Raw genomic sequence first — 19046 nt, 5'->3', positions numbered from 1 at the left:
TGGCCAGACTATCTAGTTTACGTCATCTGGAATGAGTGCTGTCGCGCCAAAGTGGCATCACGGCAGTAGTGAGGTCGTTATGCGAAATGTGCGAATCGTGCTCTGGGTTGCTGTGGTGTGCATGGCAGTTCTTCTGGGGTGGCTGACGTTTGAGGTAACGCGCAACAACCAGCAGATTGCTGAGGGACCTTTCGGAGTACCGTTCCAACTGGTTTCACAAACCGGCGAACCGATCACGGAGAAGGCATTTCAACAAAAGCCAACCGCTTTGTTCTTTGGCTTTACACACTGCCCGGAGGTCTGCCCAACCACTCTGTTCGAATTGAATGGCTGGCTGCACAAAGTTGATCCCAATGGCGACAAGATCAACGCCTACTTCATTACGGTCGATCCGGAACGCGATCCGCCTGAGCTGTTGAAGAGCTACGTTTCCAACGTTACGGACCGCGTAACAGGGATTTCCGGTCCGCCAGACCGGGTCGCTGAAGTCATCAAGGGTTTTCGCGTCTATGCCCGCAAGGTGCCTGTTGATGAAAAGAATCCTGATGGCGACTACACCATGGACCATACCGCATCCGTGTTTCTCTTGAACAATGGCGGGCGCTTTTCTGGCACAATCGCCTATGGCGAAAATCCCGATACCGCGATGAAAAAGCTGGAAAACCTCATCAAAGGCTAACTGTACTTGGTCTTTCCGCGCTTGAAGCGCGGGAAGCTTTTGTGGCATTGCTGCTGCTTGAGTATCAAGTGCACGGGGCGGCTGCTCATTGCTGCCTGGCGCTTGACGATTGATTTCTACACAGACGCTTGCTTCTCTCTGTTCAAGAGCGCGGCTGTGTCCCATCGCAGAAAGATCTTGGCCCGTGAGCGAACTACGCCTTTTCGTAACTGTCACCGAGCGGGAATCCGAAGACATTCTGGAAAGGCTCTCTTTCTGCTTTGGTGAAGAAGACTACGCGATCGGCACGACGGAAATCGATGAAAAGGCCGATCGTTGGGAAGCCTCTATCTATATGCTGCTTGCCGAAGAGGATGAGGTGCGTCAGCGCTTCAAGGAAGTGTTGGAGGAGGCCTATCCAGCGATTGAAATCGAACGGGAGGTGCTTCCCGATATTGACTGGATCGCCAAGTCGCTCGAGGGGCTGAAGCCTGTGCGGGCAGGGCGCTTCCTGGTTCACGGCTCTCACGATCGCGACAAGGTGAAGTCCGGTGATCTGGCCATAGAAATCGATGCGGGCCAAGCCTTTGGCACGGGGCATCATGGCACCACAGCAGGCTGCCTGGAGGTAATTGAAGGTGTTGTGCGGGCGCGTGCTCCCCGCAACGCGCTCGACCTCGGTACTGGCAGTGGCGTCCTGGCGATTGCAGTTCGCAAGCTCAAGCCTATTCCGGTCCTGGCGACGGATATCGATCCAATTGCAACACGAGTTGCCAGAGAAAACGCAAAACTCAATGGTATCGTCTCCGGTCTTGATTTCGTGACGGCTCCCGGCTTTCATTCACCTGCCTTCAATACACACGGGCCGTTCGATCTCATCATCGCAAATATTCTCGCGCGCCCGCTCATCAAAATGGCGCCGCAGCTCGTGACACATCTTTCTCCCGGCGGTGACGTCATCCTGTCGGGTATTCTTGCATCGCAGCGGTGGAAGGTTATTTCTGCCTATAGCGGTGCCGGCCTCGGCCATGTGCGCACCATCTGGCGCAATGGTTGGGTTACGATCCACTTCCGTCACGGCCACTGAACAGCTTTACATTCGAAAGACATCCGCATGTTCCAGACCTTCGACACCACCTCCAGCCCAGAAGCCGGACCCTCCCGCGTGGCGGCTCTTCGCGAGCATTTCGATAGGCTCGGCATCGATGGCTTCCTGGTGCCGCGTGCGGATGAATATCAGGGCGAATATGTTCCCGCCTCCGCTGAGCGCTTAGCGTGGCTGACCGGCTTTACGGGCTCTGCAGGCATGGCGTTGATCATGCGGCAGGAGGCGGTGGTCTTCGTAGACGGGCGCTATACGACGCAGGTTGTTCAGCAAGTGGATGCAGCCACCTTCACTGCCGGGGATCTGGTCGGCAAACCGCCTCATGTCTGGATTTCTGAAAACGCACCGCGGGGCTTTCGCCTCGGTATCGATCCGTGGCTCCATGCGGGCGCTGAAGTCAAACGCTTGGTAAAGGCGCTCGAGGAATGCGGTGGCTCTCTGGTGCTTCTGGATCGCAATCCGCTCGATATGATCTGGACAGACCGTCCGGCTGAGCCGGTCGGTGCCGTCACGGTCCAGCAGGATGTACATGCGGGGCAGCCCGCAAGCGAAAAGATAGCGCAGATGGCCAAGGCCGTGACCGCTAAAAACGCGAAAGCATTGCTGGTCACCGATCCATCCTCTGTCGCCTGGATTTTCAACATTCGTGGACAGGATGTGCCGCACACGCCGCATCCTCTGGCACGCGCAATTATCGCTGCGACTGGTGAGACCGAGCTTTTCATTGATCAGCGAAAGCTGGCGGGTGAGGCGCGAGAGCATCTTGCCTCACTGGCAACGATTTCCGCTCCTGAGCAGCTCATCGAGCGTCTTGCCGCAGTAAGCCGCGATGGCGAGCGTATTCTCGTCGATGGCGAGAGCACGCCTTTGGCTTTGAGCTACACGATTGAAAGCAATGGGGGTGTGGCAGTCGAAGCAATCGATCCCGCCCGCTTGCCCCGTGCTGTCAAAAACGCGGTAGAGCTTCGCGGTTCCGCTGAGGCGCATGTGCAGGATGGTGCGGCCATGGTCCACTTTCTTCACTGGCTTGACCAGCAGCAGCCAGGCACGATTTCAGAGATTGAAAGCGTGCAGAAGTTGGAAGCCTTCCGAGCCAAAATCGGCCAGTCTATGCAGAACCCGCTGAAGGATATTTCCTTCGATACGATTTCCGGTGCTGGCGAACATGGGGCTGTTATTCATTACCGGGTAACGACCGAGACCGATCGCAAGCTCTTGCCCGGCGAACTGTTTCTCATCGATTCCGGGGCGCAATACATAAACGGCACCACGGATATTACGCGCACGGTTGCGATTGGCGCGGTGCCGCAGGAGCAGAAACGTTTCTTCACTCTGGTGTTGAAGGGCGTCATTGCCATTTCCGCAGCACGCTTTCCGAAAGGAACGCGGGGTTGCGATCTCGATCCTCTGGCGCGTATCGCGCTTTGGAAGGCGGGGGCCGATTATGCGCACGGGACTGGCCACGGTGTTGGCTCATACCTCTCTGTGCATGAAGGTCCGCAGCGTATCGCACGGCTCTCTACCCAGGAATTCCTGCCGGGAATGATTCTTTCCAACGAGCCAGGCTATTATCGCCCCGGTTCGTTCGGCATACGCATTGAAAACCTTATTTACGTAACGGAACCCGCGCCAATCGAGGGCGGTGATCTGCCCATGATGGGCTTTGAAACCCTGACATGGTGCCCCATCGATTTGCGGCTGGTACTGCCAGAACTGTTGACGGCAGACGAGCGTGATTGGTTGAACAGCTACCACGCCGAGGTTCGCAAAAAGCTATCGCCGCTCATTTCGGAGGTTGACGTTCTGGCGTGGCTTGAAAAGGCCACGCAGCCGGTTTGAAGCCAGGCGGATAGGGCGCTGTTTTAACCCAACCAGAAATGGCGAAGCAGCAGCGCCGTTCCCCATCCTGCGATGATGAGAGGAATGCCGTGGCTTCTAAAGCCAACCAGCAGCGCCACCAGCATGGCGGCCTTCAGGTCCATTCCTCCGTCGAAGAACGCGGGAGCAACAAGGGTGGTGAGAACCGCAGCAGGGACGGCGTTGAGCGCCGTCTCCAGCCGCGGCGGCATGTTCTTGATATTGCTGACGAGCAGATAGCCGCCAACGCGCGTGAGATACGTTGCCACGCCAGCAGCAAGAATGATGAGGCCCATCCGCAAATCGGCAGTCATGTTTTCATTCCCTCATGCGTATCGGCTGGCTTTGGTTTGTGAAGCAGAAGGGCCGCAACAATGCCAGCCAGTGCACCGATGCTGACATGCCATGGCGAGCCCACCGTATGCATTCCTATGATCGAAGCGATTGCGCTTACCGGAACGACGGCAACAAAAAGGGGACGTCTGCGAAAGCCCATCACGAGACCGAGGAAATAGACCGGCAACAGAACATCAAAGCCCCAGGCAGCCGGATTGCCAATCAGCTGGCCGAAGATGGCGCCAAGGGCTGAACTGCCAACCCAGGCGATATAAATTATGATCGCTGCGCCGAAATACCAACTGGGTTCAAGCTTGCCTGTTCGATCCTTCCTCTCAGCTGATTCGGCAAATTGCGGGTCGGTGAGGAAGAAGAAGCCCACGGCCTTCTGCAAAGGGTTAAAGCTGGAAACGAGCGGTGCCATGGCCGCAGAATAGAGAATGTGGCGGAAGTTTACGGCAAACACAGACAGCACAATCAGCCAGGCCGGAACATGTGAACCGAAAAGCTGCACGCCCACCAGTTGGCTTGCTCCCCCAAAGATGACGGCGCTCATAAAGGTCGCCTGAAGCGGACCCATCCCTCCATCCACGGCGATTGCGCCGAACAAAAGTCCAAAGGGTGTGGTGGACAAGGCAACGATCAGGCCGGACCGTAGCCCCTGTAGAAATGCTGTACTGCACATGGAGAAACCTCACTCATGCGCAGCGTTTAAGCAGTTTCGATTGTAGCGGCAAGGCCGATCAACCGCAGGAATGGCTTAGTCCGATAGGATATCAGTGCTTTTGCAGATGTGTATGCCCGCCGCCCGCATCTCCTCAATGGCAGTCTTTACATCGGCCGCATGAATGCCGCGGCTCGCATCTTCAATGAAGCGAACCTTCACACCGGGCAGCATGTCGCGTGCATCAAGGGCGGAAAACTTCACGCAGTAATCTGTCGCCAAACCGCAGATATCAAGCTCTGTGACAAGCTGGGCTTTAAGATAACCGGCTAATCCGGTCACCGCTGCCTGATCATTATCGCGAAATGCGGAGTAGCTATCGACAGCGGGATTTTCTCCCTTTTGCTGGATATGGTCGATGTGCTCCACCTCGAGATCGGGATGAAAATCGGCGTCTTGCGTTCCCTGTACGCAATGATCCGGCCACATCACCTGCGGCTTCCCGGAGAGTTCTCCCATCTCGAACGGCTTTTTATTGGCATGCTGGGAGGCAAAACTCCCATGATTGGCCGGGTGCCAATCCTGAGAGGCGACGATCAGGTCATAGGGACCATCATTCATGAGGCGGTTGGCAATCGGCACCACTGCGTCACCATCCGGCACAGGCAGATGACCACCGGGGCAGAAGCCGTTTTGTAGGTCTATGAGTAACAAAGCCCGCATCTGGCGCTCCTATGCTGTCTTTTCAACAGTGAGCATGCCAAGCCGCGCGCGTCGGATCAACCCTTAAGCGCCTTGCAAGATTCTGAGAACCTTAGGGAGAACGTCTTTTCTCCTGCGTTGCGCAAGATGGAACAGGGTTCCTCGTCGCGGGCCCGCATTCGCCCTACATCTTGGGTCATATCAGGAGATTATCATGTCTATTGCTTCCACGTCTTCCGTGCCGCAGGCATCCAGTCTGCCGCCGCTCGGTGCGCCGGGTGTCGCGGCCTTGCTGGTTCTTGTCGCGGGCACTTTGGCCCTCGGTGCCCTCTATGGCCCGGCGCATGGCGCGCTTTTCCTCATTGGCGGCGGACTGGGCATTTCGCTCTATCATGCAGCCTTTGGCTTCACCTCTGCGTGGCGCGTCTTTATTGCAGAAGGTCGGGGTAGGGGCTTGCGGGTGCAGATGCTGCTGCTTGCCTTGGCTGTTCTGCTCTTCTTCCCCTTTCTGTCGTCTGGCACACTTTTCGGACACGAGGTGAAGGGTAATATTTCACCGGCTGGTCTTGGCGTGGTTGCGGGCGCCTTCATGTTCGGTGTTGGAATGCAGTTGGGTGGGGGGTGTGCATCTGGCACTCTGTTCACCGCAGGCGGCGGTAATGCGCGAATGCTGGTAACTCTGCTATTCTTCATCATCGGTTCTTTGCTGGGCACGATCCATTTCGATTGGTGGCTGAGCCTGCCATCCGTTCCGCCGACAGCTCTTTGGCAGACCTTCGGCTCTTGGGGTGGCATCGCCGTTTCGCTGGCGATCTTTGCAGCCATTGCAGCCGTAACCGTTGTTGTAGAGCGAAAGCGCAGAGGCAGCCTTGAGCAGGAGCCATCGTCACCACGTCATGGATTGCAGCGCTACCTTCGCGGCCCATGGCCGCTGGTCGCCGGTGCACTTGCCCTTGTCGCCCTGAACTTTCTCACGCTCGCTATTGCTGGCCGCCCTTGGGGTATCACATCGGCATTTGCGCTGTGGGGTGCAAAAGGCGCTCAACTCATCGGCATCGATCCCACGCAGTGGGCCTATTGGCAAACACCGGGTAATGCCAAAGCTTTGTCGCAGAGTGTGTTCGCGGATGTAACGAGCATCATGGACTTCGGTATCATTGCCGGTGCCATGCTGGCCGCAGCCCTCGCGGGCCGATTTGCACCTTCGCTGGATATTCCGCTGCGGTCCGTGCTGGCTGCCGTGGTTGGCGGTCTGCTGCTCGGCTATGGCGCGCGAATCGCTTACGGCTGCAACATTGGCGCCTATTTTTCCGGAATCGCTTCGGGCAGTTTGCATGGTTATCTTTGGGCCATTGCGGCTTTTGCCGGAAATGTGATCGGAGTTCGTCTTCGTCCTTGGTTCTTTTTTGAACGCACATCTGTCCTGAAATCGGACGGATAAAAGGCAAATAAACCACCGGGAGTTGTCGATTTGCGGCGATTTAGAGCCTCTGCCACTGGTTTGCCGCAATTCTGCTAAACTTCCGGCGGTATCCCTTTGTAATGCGAACTTGAACTCTGAGGGGGCCCTGTAAACACATTGGTTACCATAATTCGTCATCCTTATCCGCATCTGGCTAATATGAATCGCGAAACCCACTCGGGCTGCGAGGCGAGCCGGAGTTCGTATCCCGGCGTAGATCAGTATTCGCCGGTTCTTCGAGTAGCGGGTAAAGGGTGACGCGTATCATGGCAGTGGCATTCGAAACGGTTCGTACCGTTCAAAAATCTTCACGGCGCCGCAAGCCTCAGGCCTCTGCCGCTCACGGTCTCATTAAGGGAACTCTCGCGTTAGGCGCCGGTCTTGCCGTCGGCTGCTGGATGATGGGTGCTCTTGCAACGGTGCAAGGCATGGGCGGGATCAAGCCCATGGAGTATTCTCATCAGCTCCGCGCCTCGCTGGACCTGAAGCCAATTGTCGCCGCCCAGTTATCCGCTGCAGAGCGTGCATTGAAAATCTCGAAATTCTCACGCCTTGGCGGCGGTGCAGCTGAAAAGACTGCCCGACTGGAAGGTGTGCATGTCGCCTATTTAAATGCTCAGGTTCCCGCACAACAGGCGGTGAAATCCGGCGTTGCTGCCGCTCTCGCCAAGGCCGAAGCTGATAAGCAGTTCGCCGCATTGGCTGCGAAGCGCCCAACAAGCGAGGAACTGAAGTCTGTCTTGACGGCTGCTCTCGAAGAAACCGTCATCATTGCGCCGCCAACACAGACTGCATGGGACGCTGCGCCAAAGGGCAATGCTGATGACGGTGCTGTAGAGGTGGCCGACCTCCAGAGCCCGGCAGAACTTGCTGTCGCTGGAGCCATGGAAGCCGATTCGGATGATGGCCTGCCGATGGCAGGTCCACTCCCGATCCGTCGCCCGCCAGCGAATGCCCTTGCTTTGGCTCTAGCGCCTGCAAATGTAGCCAAGCCTTCGGTGAAGCCTGCAGCCTTGGAAGAGGATGACGAAGAGGAAGTGGCACCAAAAGCGCTTGCCTTTGCCAAGCCTGAGAATCCGCTGAAGGAAAGCCCTGCACGAAGTGTTCCGTGGCCGGACCGCGGCACGGGTGGTTTGAAGGTCGCGGTTTACGACATCACCAACGGTGTTGTTCACATGCCGAACGGTGAAAAACTGGAAGCGCATTCCGGCATCGGCGAGATGCGGGATAATCCCAAATTCACGCACGTAAAAATGCGCGGCCCAACACCTCCCGGAACCTATCGCCTCTCCATGCGCGAAAAGCTGTTCCACGGTGTCGCTGCTATCCGCCTGACGCCGACAGACGGCGTTAACCCGCTCGGGCGCACAGGGCTTCTCGCTCACAGCTACCTCTTGAGAACGCGCGGCGACTCGCATGGTTGCGTGGCGTTTGCAAGTTACGACAAATTTTTGAAGGCGTTCCAGCGTGGAGAAGTGACCCACATGATCATTGTGGACCGTCATAACGGCACTATCCCGGCCACTGCACTTCGCAAGCTGAACATAAAAGGCGGCGGTTCCGCAGCCACGACTGTTTCCGCTTCCGGCAATGAAAGCACCGGCGCACGCCGCACATTGGCTGACTATTTCAAGGGCGATGGCTAACTTGCCCAGCTCGCATCGAACAAGAACGCCCCGGATGGATAATCCGGGGCGTTGTTGTTTCAGCCAAGAAGATTTTTAGCGATCCGCAGAAAGATGCGGGAGCCTACGGGGATAAGCGCGTCGGGGAAATCGTAATCCGGGTTATGCAGGGCAGGCTGGTTTCCGCCGGAGCCTAGGAAGAACATGGCGGATTTCGACACAGCCCCAAATCGTCCAAAGTCTTCCGAAGCGCGGAAGATTAAGCCATCCTCATGGGGCAGGTCTTCATCATCCATCGCGCGACGGATGATCTGAACAGCCTCCTCATCATTTGCGCTGTAGTAGAACTCATCCTCGTAACTGAAGCTGGTCGTAAGTCCGTGGCGCGTGGCCGCCTCCAAGGCCATGGTCTCCACGCGATTCTTCAGCTGCGCCATTCCGCCATCGGTCACTGTCCGCAACGTCACCCATAATTCGCCGTCACCTGGTGCAATACCGAAGCTCGCTTCGCCAATCTTGGCGTGAGTGATGGTGAGCAGAACAAGATCTTCGGTTTCGATGCTGCCGCTGCTGAGACTGCTGAGGGCAGGGATCAGATCAGCTATCGCCGGTGCGGGGGAAATACCCTTATCTGGCTGCGACGCATGGGCTGTCTTGCCGGAAAAGCTGATTTTGAGACCGCATGACGCGCAAGCAGCAGGCCCGGCTTTAATCCAGCTATGCCCGAGTGGAAGACCAGGTAGATTGTGAAGCGAAAAGGCGAAGTCCGGCGTAATCGGTGCGAATTTGGGATCAGCCAGAACCGCAGCGGCGCCAGCTCCCGTTTCCTCGGCTGGTTGGAAAAGGAGGACTACGCGCCCTGTTTGTGGACGCTCCCGTTTGAAGTGTCGCGCCATGGCTGCCAGCATCGCCATATGTCCATCATGGCCGCACATATGGCCTTTGCCCGATCGCTCGGATCGATGCGGGATCTTTGAGATCTCCTGAATGGGAAGCGCATCCAGTTCCGCCCGAAACATGACAGTCGGTCCCGGTTCATGGGCTCGAAAAATTGCAGCAACACCATGTCCACCCAGTTCCGTGATGATGTCATCCGGTATGCAAGTGGAAAGGAAGCGAACCACTTCGGCTGCGGTTTCCTTTTCATCTCCGGAAACTTCTGGCATCCGGTGCAGCTTGCGCCGCCACAGTATGAGTTCTGCGAGATCGGTGTCGGACGCTGTCATTGACCGCGGCTCTTCTCAAACCTTTTCAACGAAACCATCCAGAACGCGCTTCTCTCCAGCTTTATCAAAGTTGATGGTGAGTTTGTTGCCCTCGATGGCAGCTATGTTGCCATTGCCGAACTTGATGTGGAAGACGCGGTCACCCACTGAGAAGCGGGAGGGCGTTGCCGCCACTGATTTCGCCACCAATTCCCCATCGATCGTGCGGCCTTTCGGCCCGCTCTCGCCATAGCCGATGCGCTCGACCGCGTGCCCGGAGCGGCTCCCCCAATTGTCGCGCGTTGCGTCGCTTTTGTTCGCTTGCGCCCGCTTCCAGCCGGGGGTGGAATAGGAGTTGGCGAAGGGATCTGCCTTGTCGAAACGGGATTGGCCGTAACCGCCGCGTCCATAGCCGCCATAGGCTGAATCGCTTTCCGCAACATCCACATGCATGGGCGGCAATTCATCCAGAAACCGCGATGGCATGGTGGATTGCCACAGGCCATGAATACGCCGGTTGGAGACGAACCAGATATGGCAGCGACGCTTGGCGCGGGTAATGCCGACATAAGCGAGGCGGCGCTCCTCTTCCAGGCCGGATCGGCCGCCTTCGTCCAGCGCACGCTGGTGCGGAAATAGGCCTTCTTCCCAGCCGGGCAGGAATACGGTCTCGAACTCAAGGCCCTTGGCGGAATGTAGCGTCATGATGGAGACGGCATCCATATTCTCGTTCTGCTCGGCATCCATGACGAGCGAGACATGCTCCAGGAAGCCGCGCATGCTCTCGAAGGTTTCCATGGAACGAACGAGTTCCTTCAGGTTTTCAAGCCGGCCCGGGGCTTCTGCGGACTTGTCGTTCTTCCACATATCCGTGTAGCCGGATTCCTCCAGAATTTGTTCGGCCAGTTCCACATGCGGTGTGGTTTCCAACAATTCGCTCCAGCGCTTGAAGCTCTGGATTACATCGAACAGCGCCTTGCGCGCCTTTGGTTTCAATTCGTCCGTCTCGATAATGTCAGCGGCAGCTGCCAGCATGGGAATATCGCGGGCGCGGGCATAATCATGCAGTGTGCGGACGGTAGTATCGCCCAAACCGCGCTTTGGCGTGTTGACGATTCGCTCAAACGCCAGGTCATCCGCCGGCTGGCAGGTGAGGCGGAAATAAGCCATGGCATCGCGAATTTCGAGGCGCTCGTAGAAGCGGGGCCCGCCGATAACCCTGTAGTTCAAGCCGAGCGTTACAAACCGATCTTCAAACTCGCGCATCTGGAACGAGGCGCGCACAAGGATCGCCATATCGTTCAGCTTGTGCTGCTTGCGTTGAAGCTGCTCGATCTCTTCGCCCACGGCGCGGGCTTCTTCTTCCGAATCCCAGGCAGCGTGCACGATCACCTTTTCGTCATCGGGATCGGTGCGTTCCGTGAAAAGCGTCTTTCCAAGCCGCCCTTCGTTGTGGGCAATTAGATGCCCCGCTGCACCCAGAATGTGTTCTGTGGAGCGATAGTTGCGCTCAAGGCGGATGACCTTAGCGCCCGGAAAATCCTTTTCGAAGCGCAGGATGTTATCCACTTCCGCGCCGCGCCAGCCATAGATGGACTGGTCGTCATCACCCACACAGCACACATTTTGCGGCACATCCTTCGGCCTCTGGGCCAGAAGCCGCAGCCACATATACTGGGCCGTGTTGGTGTCCTGGTACTCGTCCACCAGAATGTAGCGGAATTTCTGGTGATAATCCTTGAGCAAGTCCGGGTTGCGGCGGAACAGATCGATGGGGTGTAGCAATAGATCGCCGAAATCGCAGGCGTTCAGCGTTTTCAGCCTCGCCTGGTACGCGGCATAAAGCTCGCGGCCCTTACCGTTGCCGAAGGCGCGAGCATCCCCCTCCGGAATATCCTTCGGGGTAAGGCCCTTGTTTTTCCAGCCATCGATCATTCCGGCAAACTGGCGGGCAGGCCAGCGCTTGTCATCCATGCCCTCCGCCTGGATCAATTGCTTGATCAGGCGGATCACGTCATCCGTATCGAGAATGGTGAAATCGCTGCGAAGACCGACAAGCTCCGCATGGCGCCGCAGTATCTTGACGCCGATGGAGTGAAACGTGCCTAGCCACGGCATGCCTTCCACAGCGCCACCCACCAGCACGCCAATGCGCTCTTTCATCTCGCGCGCGGCTTTGTTGGTGAATGTCACAGCAAGGATCTGGCTAGGAAAGGCGCGGCCGGTCGCTAGAATATGCGCGATGCGGGTCGTCAGAACGCGGGTCTTGCCGGTGCCAGCACCAGCCAGAACGAGAACCGGTCCATCAGCGGATTCCACGGCTTCGCGCTGTTCAGGGTTGAGACCCGATAGATAATCCGGCGCACGGTTTTGATCACGCGCGGCCATGGCGCGTGCGGCAATGCCAAGGCCACCTGCTGGCGCTGCAGCAGCAGGGGCAGCTGCATTTTTGCGGCGCGGTGCATTCTCCGGTTCTTCATCGAAGAACGGAATGTCATCGAAACTGTTTGTCATCAGGCCAATCTAATGATTCCGAATAAAGAAGGCCATAGGCTATGTTCTGGTTTTATTCCAGTTCCAAGAGGAAGTGTTATCGAAAGGAGAGGGTGATGTGATTGCCATCACGCGGCCGTGATTAGGATTCACGTTACAATTTCGCAAGGTTCGTAATCCGGCGTTGTCTGACAAGGCGTAAATAAGGATACTTGCAAACTTGCGATATCCCTCAACCGGAGTGTCTGAATGCGCATCTGGAAGCAATTGCTCCTCAGTTCTGTCGTGCTGTTCTTAGGTCTATGCCTATGGATTTTCATCAGTCCCGATGCAGCACGCACACTGGTCAGCATGGGTGCGCCGGAAGGAGCAGTTGCTCTGATCCAGCCGAAGGTTCGCGATGAAGCGAAAGCGCAGGCTTCCACTCCATCGGGCCAGCAAGGCCAAGCGCGACGCAGTGGCGGGCAGGGCGGCCCACGGGCGACGCTTGTTGCGGTGAGGCCGGTGGAGAGCGGCACAGTCAATGATCGGCTGAGTGCCATCGGCAGCGGGGAAGCGATCCAGTCGGTGGTGGTCATGCCGCAGGCCACTGGCACGGTGGATGAGATCCTCGTCAAATCCGGGCAGAAGGTGAAGAAGGGGGATGTGCTGGCGCGGCTCGATAACGATGAGCAGTTGATCGAGCGGGATAAGGCACAGGTTTCGCTTCGTAGCGCCCAGGAGAAATCGAGTTCCTACAAGAACCTGCAAAGCGTAGCGCGTCTTGATGTGCTGGACGCGCAGATTGCGGAGGAATCCGCCAAGCTTGCCGTGAGCACTGCGGAGTTGAACCTCAAGCGTCGCAACATCCTCGCCCCCATTGATGGCATTACTGGCATTGTGGCGGTGAACGTGGGCGATAACGTCACCACCCAGACGAGTGTTGTAACGCTCGATGATCGTTCGGAAATTCTCGTCGATTTCTATGCCCCGGAGCGGTTCGTCACGCTGGTGGAGCCAGGCGCTGAGGTGGAGGCAACCTCCATGAGTCGCCCTGGACAGGTATTCAAGGGTAAGGTGGATTCCATCGACAACCGCGTGGATGCGGCAAGCCGCACTTTCCGCATTCGCGCCCGGATCGATAACCCGACTGATCTTTTGCGCGCGGGGATGTCGTTTCAGGTCGCCATGCGTTTCGGGGGCGATCATTATCCGGCAGTCGATCCACTCTCCGTGCAGTGGGATGCGGAAGGCGCTTATGTCTGGCGAATTCGGGAGGGCAAGTCTGAGAAGGTGCGCGTTAGCGTGATCCAGCGAAACCCGGATGCCGTTCTCGTTCAGGCAGAGCTTCAGGCTGGAGACAAGATCGTGACGGAAGGCCTGCAACGTGTGCGGGAAGGTCAGGCTGTGCGCATTCAAGGCGAGCCGGAGCGCGTGGCGGAGGCTGAAACCCGATGAGCGAGACTGATAATCACGAGGCCGGAGCGCATAGCGCGAAATCCACCTTCACCGCTCTCTTCGTGCGCCGCCCCATTCTGGCAGCCGTCATCAACACGTTGATCGTGGTTGCGGGTCTGGCAGCTTTTGTTGGCGTTGAAGTGCGCGAATTGCCGGATGTGGACCAGCCGGTCATAACCGTTCGCACGGATTATGAAGGCGCCTCGCCGCAGACAGTCGATCAGGAGCTCACACAGGTTATCGAAGGTGCCGTAGCGCGTGTCAGCGGTCTCAAGGCGCTTTCGTCGGAATCGCAATTTGGCGCCAGCCGCGTCACCATGGAATTTAGCGATACTGCTGATCTTGCCGTCGCTGCCAATGATGTACGCGATGCCATTGGCCGCGTAGCCAATCAGCTGCCGGACAATGCAGACGAGCCGCGCATCGTCAAGGCGGACTCCGATTCGCAGCCCATCATGCGCCTGGCCGTCACGTCCTCCAATCTTTCGATGGAAGACCTGACGCTCCTGGTGGACAATGAGATCATTGATCGTATTGCCGCTGTGGATGGCGTTGCAGACGTTGAAATGTACGGCGATCAGGAAAAGATCTTCCGTGTCGATCTTAATCAGGCAGCTCTTGCCAGCCGCGGGCTGACGGTCGCCGATGTGTCGAATGCTTTGGCCAGTGCAGCACTTGATGTGCCAGCCGGTTCGCTCACCAGCCGCACACAGGATATTGTGGTGCGTGCAACGGCCAATCTGGAAACACCGCAGGATTTCGAGAATGTCCTGATCAAGGATAATATCCGTCTTCGCGATGTGGCTAATGTCAATCTCGGTGCCGATGATGGCACCACCACGCTTCGGTCTAATGGCGTGCAGGGCGTTGGTCTTGGTGTCATCCGTCAGGCGCAATCCAACACCTTGAACATCTCAACCGGTGTTGCGGCAGCGGTTGGAGAATTGCAGAAGGCATTGCCGGAAGGCACCCGCATTGTCATTACCTCCGATGATGCCGTCTTCATTCGCGGTGCTCTGCATGAGGTGGAGCTGGCGCTTGGGCTTTCGGCGCTCATTGTGGTGATTGTTCTCTACCTCTTCCTGCGGGACTGGCGAGCAACCCTTATTCCAGCACTCACCATGCCGGTGGCGCTGATCGGCACGTTGACGGCAATTTATCTCGTCGGCTTTTCCATCAATATTCTTACCCTTCTTGCTATCGTTCTGGCCACGGGCCTCGTGGTGGATGATGCCATCGTGGTGTTGGAAAACATCGTGCGCCGCCGAACGGAAGGCATGGGTCCGCGTGCTGCTGCCATCCTTGGCACACAAGAGGTCTTCTTTGCCGTGCTGGCAACGACAGCCACGCTTGCGGCGGTGTTCATCCCACTCTCATTCCTGCCGGGACAATTGGGCGGCCTCTTCCGCGAATTCGGCTTTGTGCTGGCGTTTGCCGTTGCACTTTCCTCCATCACTGCCCTTACGCTCTGTCCCATGCTGGCTTCTCGGATGCTGACCAAGCCAATGACCGAGCCCAAAGGCATGTTGCAGAACTTCGGTAACCTGTTCGCCAGCACTTATGAGCGGATGCTGCGCTTTTCATTGAATGCGCCGGTTATCGTCATTGCAATTGCGCTGTTTTTCGGCGCTGCGGCCTATGTCGCCTTTGGCCTTGTGAAAAGTGAGCTGACGCCGATGGAGGATCGTTCGCTCGTTTCCATGCGGCTCAATACATCCCAAGGAGTAAGCCTCGAATACACGCAAGACCAGCTTCGCCGGGTGGAGGAGAACCTTCAGCCGCTGGTGGATTCGGGTGAGATCCGCAACATCTTCTCTATTTCCGGCATGGGCAATTCCACCAATAACGGCTTCATGGTCATGACACTCGCGCCCTGGGACGAGAGGACCCGAACGCAAAACGAAATAGTTGCCGATATCAATGCCGCAGCCGCCAAGGTGCCCGCGGTTCGCGGCTTTGCTATCCAATCCAACAGTCTGCGTATTCGCGGCGCGGGCAACGGTCTTCAATTTGCGCTCGTTGGCAACGAGCATACAAAGCTTACCGATGCCGCTATCAAGCTCGTTCAGGCCATGGAAAAGAGCCCGAGCTTCCAGACCCCGCGCCTTGATAATGAGCCGACGCAAGCGCAGTTATCCGTTTCCATCAACCGCGAACGCGCATCCGATCTAGGTATTGATATTACCGGCCTTTCCACCGCCATGCAGGCGCTTTTGGAAGGACGTTCTATCGTAGACGTGTTTGTGGACGGCGAAGCGCTGCCGGTTAAACTCTCGTCCTCGACGCAGCCTATTGATGACCCAACTGATCTGGAAAACATCTTCCTGCGAACAGGCGATGGCAAGATCGTGCCGATGTCAACGGTTGCCTCGCTGAAGGAGGGAGCCGTTGCGCCTCGCCTGAACCGTGAACAGCAACTAGCGTCTGTTTCCATTTCCGCAGCCTTGGGTGATGGGGTGGCGTTGGGTGAGGCTTTAAGCCAAGTGCAAGAGCTGGCCCAACCTCTACTGCCGCCGGGTTCGAGGCTGATGCCGCTGGCGGAAGCCAAGACATTGGGCGAGAACTCCAGCGGCATGGCCATCACCTTCGGTTTTGCCATCGCCATCATTTTCCTCGTGCTGGCGGCGCAATTCGAAAGCGTTCTCTCTTCGATCATCATCATGACCACGGTGCCGCTAGGGCTTGCCTGTGCCGTCTTCGCACTGGTGCTGACCGGCTCGTCGCTGAACGTCTATAGCCAGATTGGTCTTGTTCTGCTTGTGGGCGTCATGGCGAAGAACGGTATTCTGATCGTGGAGTTTGCCAATCAATTGCGAGATCAAGGTTATGCGGTGCGCGAGGCGATTGAAAAGGCATGCAAGCTGCGTCTTCGCCCGGTGATGATGACGATGATTGCGACGATCCTGGGCGGTGTGCCGCTGGTGTTGGCACAAGGTGCCGGTGCCGAAGCGCGTATCGCTCTCGGCTGGGTCATTGTCGGTGGTCTTGGGCTCGCAACGCTGGTGACGCTGTTCATCACGCCGCTTGCTTATCTGTTGCTGGCGCGCTTTGCCAAACCGCATGCGCATGAGGAGCAGAGGCTGCACGATGAACTGGTCACAGCCACCAAGCCCGCCGCCAACCAAGAGACGAAACCCTTGCTGGCGGCGGAGTGAAGGTGCAGAGGCTAGCTTGCGCTTGATGCAATTCCTGGATTGGCTTTCTTGAAATTGAAGGCCTCCTGGTTCTTGCGAGCCGCATCAGAGAAGTCTGCGCTGGCCTTCAAGGGTTCTATCTCTTCCGGCGTAAATTTCTGGAAGAGCAGAACCTGATATGTCAGGCGGGTGCCTTCGTTTTTATCGGCCCAGGCAGGCAGGTTGGCGTTGCCAGCTTTGCTCTCCCGATCCTTTTGATCAAGAGCGACAGCCAGTTTCATCATGCCGCCAAGCGGAATGGGAATGCCATTTATAGCAAGGTCGGGCACGAAGTTGGCCGGATGTATGCCGCCGCCTTTAATGCTGTTATTGGCAAGTATGCTGTGGCAGCGCGTGTAGGGCGATGTTTCCTTGTTTTGCGCTGTTCGCTTCTTGTCCAGCTGCACGATGAGTTTGCAATTGGCGACGGCGGATGCCGTTTCCAGCCGTTCGTATTCAGCCTTCTTCAGCGCTTCTGGTGAGTTTGGTGCAGGTGCCGTCTGGCAACCGGAGATGATCGCGATCACGCTGAAAATGGTGCCGAGCTTGCTAACGTTCATGGAAATATCCTGAAGCTTAAGACTACGTGTCTTCTGCGGTAAATGGTGTGGCGGTATGTAGAAATATGCTTCAAGACAGCAGACTGCTGCCCGTCCCACAGGAGCATCCAGTCGTGTATCCGACCGTGAAAAGCATCTGCTTGCTAAAGCCTCGAATGGTCATCGGCAATTCAGCTTGAGATTGTATCTTGGTGGAAGGTAAACGAAACATGACGGTGTATCTGATCGCCGCGATGGACAAGCTTGTCTTCCTCACCTACCAACAGGGTTGAAAATGTGTGCTGATCTGGCTGGTCAGGATAGGGAAGAGACATGGTTTTGAGAGATGTGCGCCCAGGTGCTCGAAACGAGCAGGCGGTCGCGAAGGTGGTTGAAACGCTGCGTAACTCGCTGCGGGAAAAGCTTCAAACCGGCCAGGCGTTTCGCGAGCAGCATGCGCACACCACCACCTACCTCACCGCGCAGCTGCCGGATGCCGTAGTCTTTGCGGAAAATGTCGATGACGTGAAGGAGGTCGTTCGTGCCTGCGCGGCCCATGGCGTGCCGGTCATCCCTTTCGGCACTGGCTCCTCTCTTGAAGGACAGGTCAACGCCCCCTCCGGCGGCATTTCCATCGACTTCTCCCGTATGCACAAGGTTCTTCGCGTTTCGCCAGAGGATTTGGATGTGACGGTGGAACCGGGCGTAACGCGCGAGGCGCTGAATATCTACCTCCGGGATACGGGGCTGTTTTTTCCGATTGATCCTGGTGCCAATGCCTCGATTGGCGGGATGACCGCGACGCGCGCTTCCGGCACCAATGCCGTGCGTTACGGCACGATGAAAGAGAATGTTCTTGCCCTCACTGTGGTGACGGCAGACGGCGAAGAGGTGGTGACCGGAACTCGGGCACGCAAATCCTCTGCTGGTTACGATCTGACAAGGCTTTTCGTCGGCTCGGAAGGAACGCTCGGCGTCATCACGTCGGTCACGTTGCGACTGCAAGGCATACCGGAAAAAATTAGTGGCGGTGTGTGTTCCTTCTCTTCCGTGAAAGCTGCATGCGATGCTGTCATCATGACGATTCAAATGGGCATCCCGGTCGCGCGCATTGAGCTTCTGGATGAAATGCAGATCCGGGCTTGCAATGCCTATTCAGGTCTTTCTTACGAAGAAAAGCCGACGCTCTTTCTGGAATTTCATGGGACTGAGGAAACAGTTGCCATTCAATCCTCTCAGTTTGCCATGATTGCTGAAGAATGCGGCAGCGAAAGCTTCCGCTACACGGCGGATGCGCAAGAGCGGGCAAAGCTTTGGAAAGCGCGGCATGATGCCTATTGGGCATCTCGGGCACTGCGGCCGGATCTGTCTGCGCTGTCCACCGATGTTTGCGTTCCCATATCCAAGCTGGCGGAATGCGTGGCGCAAACCCATGAGGATATTCTTGCCAACAATTTCCTCGCTCCCATTGTCGGTCATGCGGGAGATGGAAACTTTCATGTCCTGGTGCTGTTCAACGACAAGGATGCAGCTGATATCGAGCGGGTGGAAGGCTTTGTAGAACGACTTAACCGTCGGGCACTTTCCTTTGGCGGCACCTGTACAGGGGAACACGGGATAGGTCAGGGCAAGATGAGTTTTCTTGAAGAAGAGGCAGGCTCTTCGCTTTCGCTGATGCGGTCTATCAAGCAGGCACTTGATCCAAACAACATCTTCAACCCCGGCAAGATCCTGCGCAGCACAGATTGAACGGGGAAACGCCCTCAAGCACTTGTGCCGGGTGAGGGGTG

General features: G+C 57.0%; 14 protein-coding genes. 8 read left to right on the top strand and 6 right to left on the bottom strand.

The features are described 5' to 3' along the window. Positions 1–79 precede the first annotated feature (79 nt). The 3 genes from AC0JZ1_RS10370 (at position 80) to AC0JZ1_RS10360 (ending at position 3602) form a co-directional block, all read left to right on the top strand. Entirely contained in the window at positions 80–679 is a 600-nt protein-coding gene (locus AC0JZ1_RS10370) for an SCO family protein (protein WP_471882294.1), read from the top strand. Positions 680–863: 184 nt separating this feature from the next. Beyond that, the gene (locus AC0JZ1_RS10365; protein WP_471882293.1) at positions 864–1745 is read left to right on the top strand and encodes a 50S ribosomal protein L11 methyltransferase; all 882 of its coding nucleotides are present in this window, start codon (positions 864–866) and stop codon (positions 1743–1745) included. Between the two features lie 27 nt (positions 1746–1772). Further along, on the top strand, positions 1773–3602 hold the full coding sequence (locus AC0JZ1_RS10360) for an aminopeptidase P family protein (protein WP_471882292.1): 1830 nt from the start codon (positions 1773–1775) through the stop codon (positions 3600–3602). 23 nt (positions 3603–3625) lie between these two features. On the opposite strand, the gene AC0JZ1_RS10355 is transcribed toward AC0JZ1_RS10360, so the two are convergent. The 3 genes from AC0JZ1_RS10355 to pncA form a co-directional block, all read right to left on the bottom strand. Next, a complete protein-coding gene (locus AC0JZ1_RS10355; protein ID WP_471882291.1) occupies positions 3626–3934 on the bottom strand; it encodes an AzlD family protein in 309 nt (102 codons plus the stop codon). Next, on the bottom strand, positions 3931–4641 hold the full coding sequence (locus AC0JZ1_RS10350) for an AzlC family ABC transporter permease (RefSeq protein ID WP_471882290.1): 711 nt from the start codon (positions 4639–4641) through the stop codon (positions 3931–3933). Before AC0JZ1_RS10350 ends, AC0JZ1_RS10355 begins: the two co-directional genes overlap by 4 nt. A 75-nt stretch (positions 4642–4716) precedes the next feature. Continuing rightward, complete coding sequence (pncA, locus tag AC0JZ1_RS10345; RefSeq protein WP_471882289.1) at positions 4717–5343, bottom strand: bifunctional nicotinamidase/pyrazinamidase; 627 nt, start codon at positions 5341–5343, stop codon at positions 4717–4719. A 193-nt stretch (positions 5344–5536) separates the two neighbouring features. Between pncA and AC0JZ1_RS10340 the strand changes: the two genes are divergently transcribed. Together AC0JZ1_RS10340 and AC0JZ1_RS10335 are read left to right on the top strand one after the other, a co-directional pair. Continuing rightward, on the top strand, positions 5537–6763 hold the full coding sequence (locus AC0JZ1_RS10340) for a YeeE/YedE family protein (RefSeq protein ID WP_471882288.1): 1227 nt from the start codon (positions 5537–5539) through the stop codon (positions 6761–6763). Between the two features lie 287 nt (positions 6764–7050). Continuing rightward, on the top strand, positions 7051–8430 hold the full coding sequence (locus AC0JZ1_RS10335; RefSeq protein ID WP_471882287.1) for a DUF2778 domain-containing protein: 1380 nt from the start codon (positions 7051–7053) through the stop codon (positions 8428–8430). A 59-nt stretch (positions 8431–8489) separates the two neighbouring features. On the opposite strand, the gene AC0JZ1_RS10330 is transcribed toward AC0JZ1_RS10335, so the two are convergent. Together AC0JZ1_RS10330 and AC0JZ1_RS10325 are read right to left on the bottom strand one after the other, a co-directional pair. Then, on the bottom strand, positions 8490–9635 hold the full coding sequence (locus AC0JZ1_RS10330) for an amidohydrolase (RefSeq protein ID WP_471882286.1): 1146 nt from the start codon (positions 9633–9635) through the stop codon (positions 8490–8492). Positions 9636–9650: 15 nt separating this feature from the next. Continuing rightward, complete coding sequence (locus tag AC0JZ1_RS10325; RefSeq protein ID WP_471882285.1) at positions 9651–12128, bottom strand: ATP-dependent helicase; 2478 nt, start codon at positions 12126–12128, stop codon at positions 9651–9653. Positions 12129–12356: 228 nt separating this feature from the next. On the opposite strand from AC0JZ1_RS10325, the gene AC0JZ1_RS10320 reads away from it, so the two are divergent. Then, positions 12357–13544: an efflux RND transporter periplasmic adaptor subunit gene (locus AC0JZ1_RS10320; protein ID WP_471882284.1), complete on the top strand. Its 1188-nt coding sequence runs from the start codon at positions 12357–12359 to the stop codon at positions 13542–13544. Further along, positions 13541–16699: an efflux RND transporter permease subunit gene (locus AC0JZ1_RS10315; protein ID WP_471882283.1), complete on the top strand. Its 3159-nt coding sequence runs from the start codon at positions 13541–13543 to the stop codon at positions 16697–16699. The genes AC0JZ1_RS10320 and AC0JZ1_RS10315 overlap by 4 nt, the downstream gene beginning before the upstream one ends. Positions 16700–16710: 11 nt before the next feature. Here AC0JZ1_RS10315 and AC0JZ1_RS10310 read toward each other — a convergent pair whose 3' ends face one another. Next, complete coding sequence (locus AC0JZ1_RS10310; protein ID WP_471882282.1) at positions 16711–17277, bottom strand: hypothetical protein; 567 nt, start codon at positions 17275–17277, stop codon at positions 16711–16713. Between the two features lie 312 nt (positions 17278–17589). Between AC0JZ1_RS10310 and AC0JZ1_RS10305 the strand changes: the two genes are divergently transcribed. Beyond that, the gene (locus AC0JZ1_RS10305) at positions 17590–19005 is read left to right on the top strand and encodes an FAD-binding oxidoreductase (RefSeq protein WP_471882281.1); all 1416 of its coding nucleotides are present in this window, start codon (positions 17590–17592) and stop codon (positions 19003–19005) included. Positions 19006–19046 lie beyond the last annotated feature (41 nt).

Source organism: Affinirhizobium capsici (assembly GCF_977018625.1).
Note: the sequence above shows the minus strand (reverse complement) of the source record. Positions and strands in the feature narration are given on the sequence as shown.

Bases quoted from the DNA above. Each gene is read 5' to 3' on its own strand.
- AC0JZ1_RS10370 (WP_471882294.1), top strand. From the start codon at position 80: ATGCGAAATGTGCGAATCGTGCTCTGGGTTGCTGTGGTGTGCATGGCA.
- AC0JZ1_RS10360 (WP_471882292.1), top strand. From the start codon at position 1,773: ATGTTCCAGACCTTCGACACCACCTCCAGCCCAGAAGCCGGACCCTCC.
- AC0JZ1_RS10355 (WP_471882291.1), bottom strand. From the start codon at position 3,934: ATGACTGCCGATTTGCGGATGGGCCTCATCATTCTTGCTGCTGGCGTG.
- AC0JZ1_RS10350 (WP_471882290.1), bottom strand. From the start codon at position 4,641: ATGTGCAGTACAGCATTTCTACAGGGGCTACGGTCCGGCCTGATCGTT.
- pncA (WP_471882289.1), bottom strand. From the start codon at position 5,343: ATGCGGGCTTTGTTACTCATAGACCTACAAAACGGCTTCTGCCCCGGT.
- AC0JZ1_RS10340 (WP_471882288.1), top strand. From the start codon at position 5,537: ATGTCTATTGCTTCCACGTCTTCCGTGCCGCAGGCATCCAGTCTGCCG.
- AC0JZ1_RS10335 (WP_471882287.1), top strand. From the start codon at position 7,051: ATGGCAGTGGCATTCGAAACGGTTCGTACCGTTCAAAAATCTTCACGG.
- AC0JZ1_RS10330 (WP_471882286.1), bottom strand. From the start codon at position 9,635: ATGACAGCGTCCGACACCGATCTCGCAGAACTCATACTGTGGCGGCGC.
- AC0JZ1_RS10325 (WP_471882285.1), bottom strand. From the start codon at position 12,128: ATGACAAACAGTTTCGATGACATTCCGTTCTTCGATGAAGAACCGGAG.
- AC0JZ1_RS10320 (WP_471882284.1), top strand. From the start codon at position 12,357: ATGCGCATCTGGAAGCAATTGCTCCTCAGTTCTGTCGTGCTGTTCTTA.
- AC0JZ1_RS10315 (WP_471882283.1), top strand. From the start codon at position 13,541: ATGAGCGAGACTGATAATCACGAGGCCGGAGCGCATAGCGCGAAATCC.
- AC0JZ1_RS10310 (WP_471882282.1), bottom strand. From the start codon at position 17,277: ATGAACGTTAGCAAGCTCGGCACCATTTTCAGCGTGATCGCGATCATC.
- AC0JZ1_RS10305 (WP_471882281.1), top strand. From the start codon at position 17,590: ATGGTTTTGAGAGATGTGCGCCCAGGTGCTCGAAACGAGCAGGCGGTC.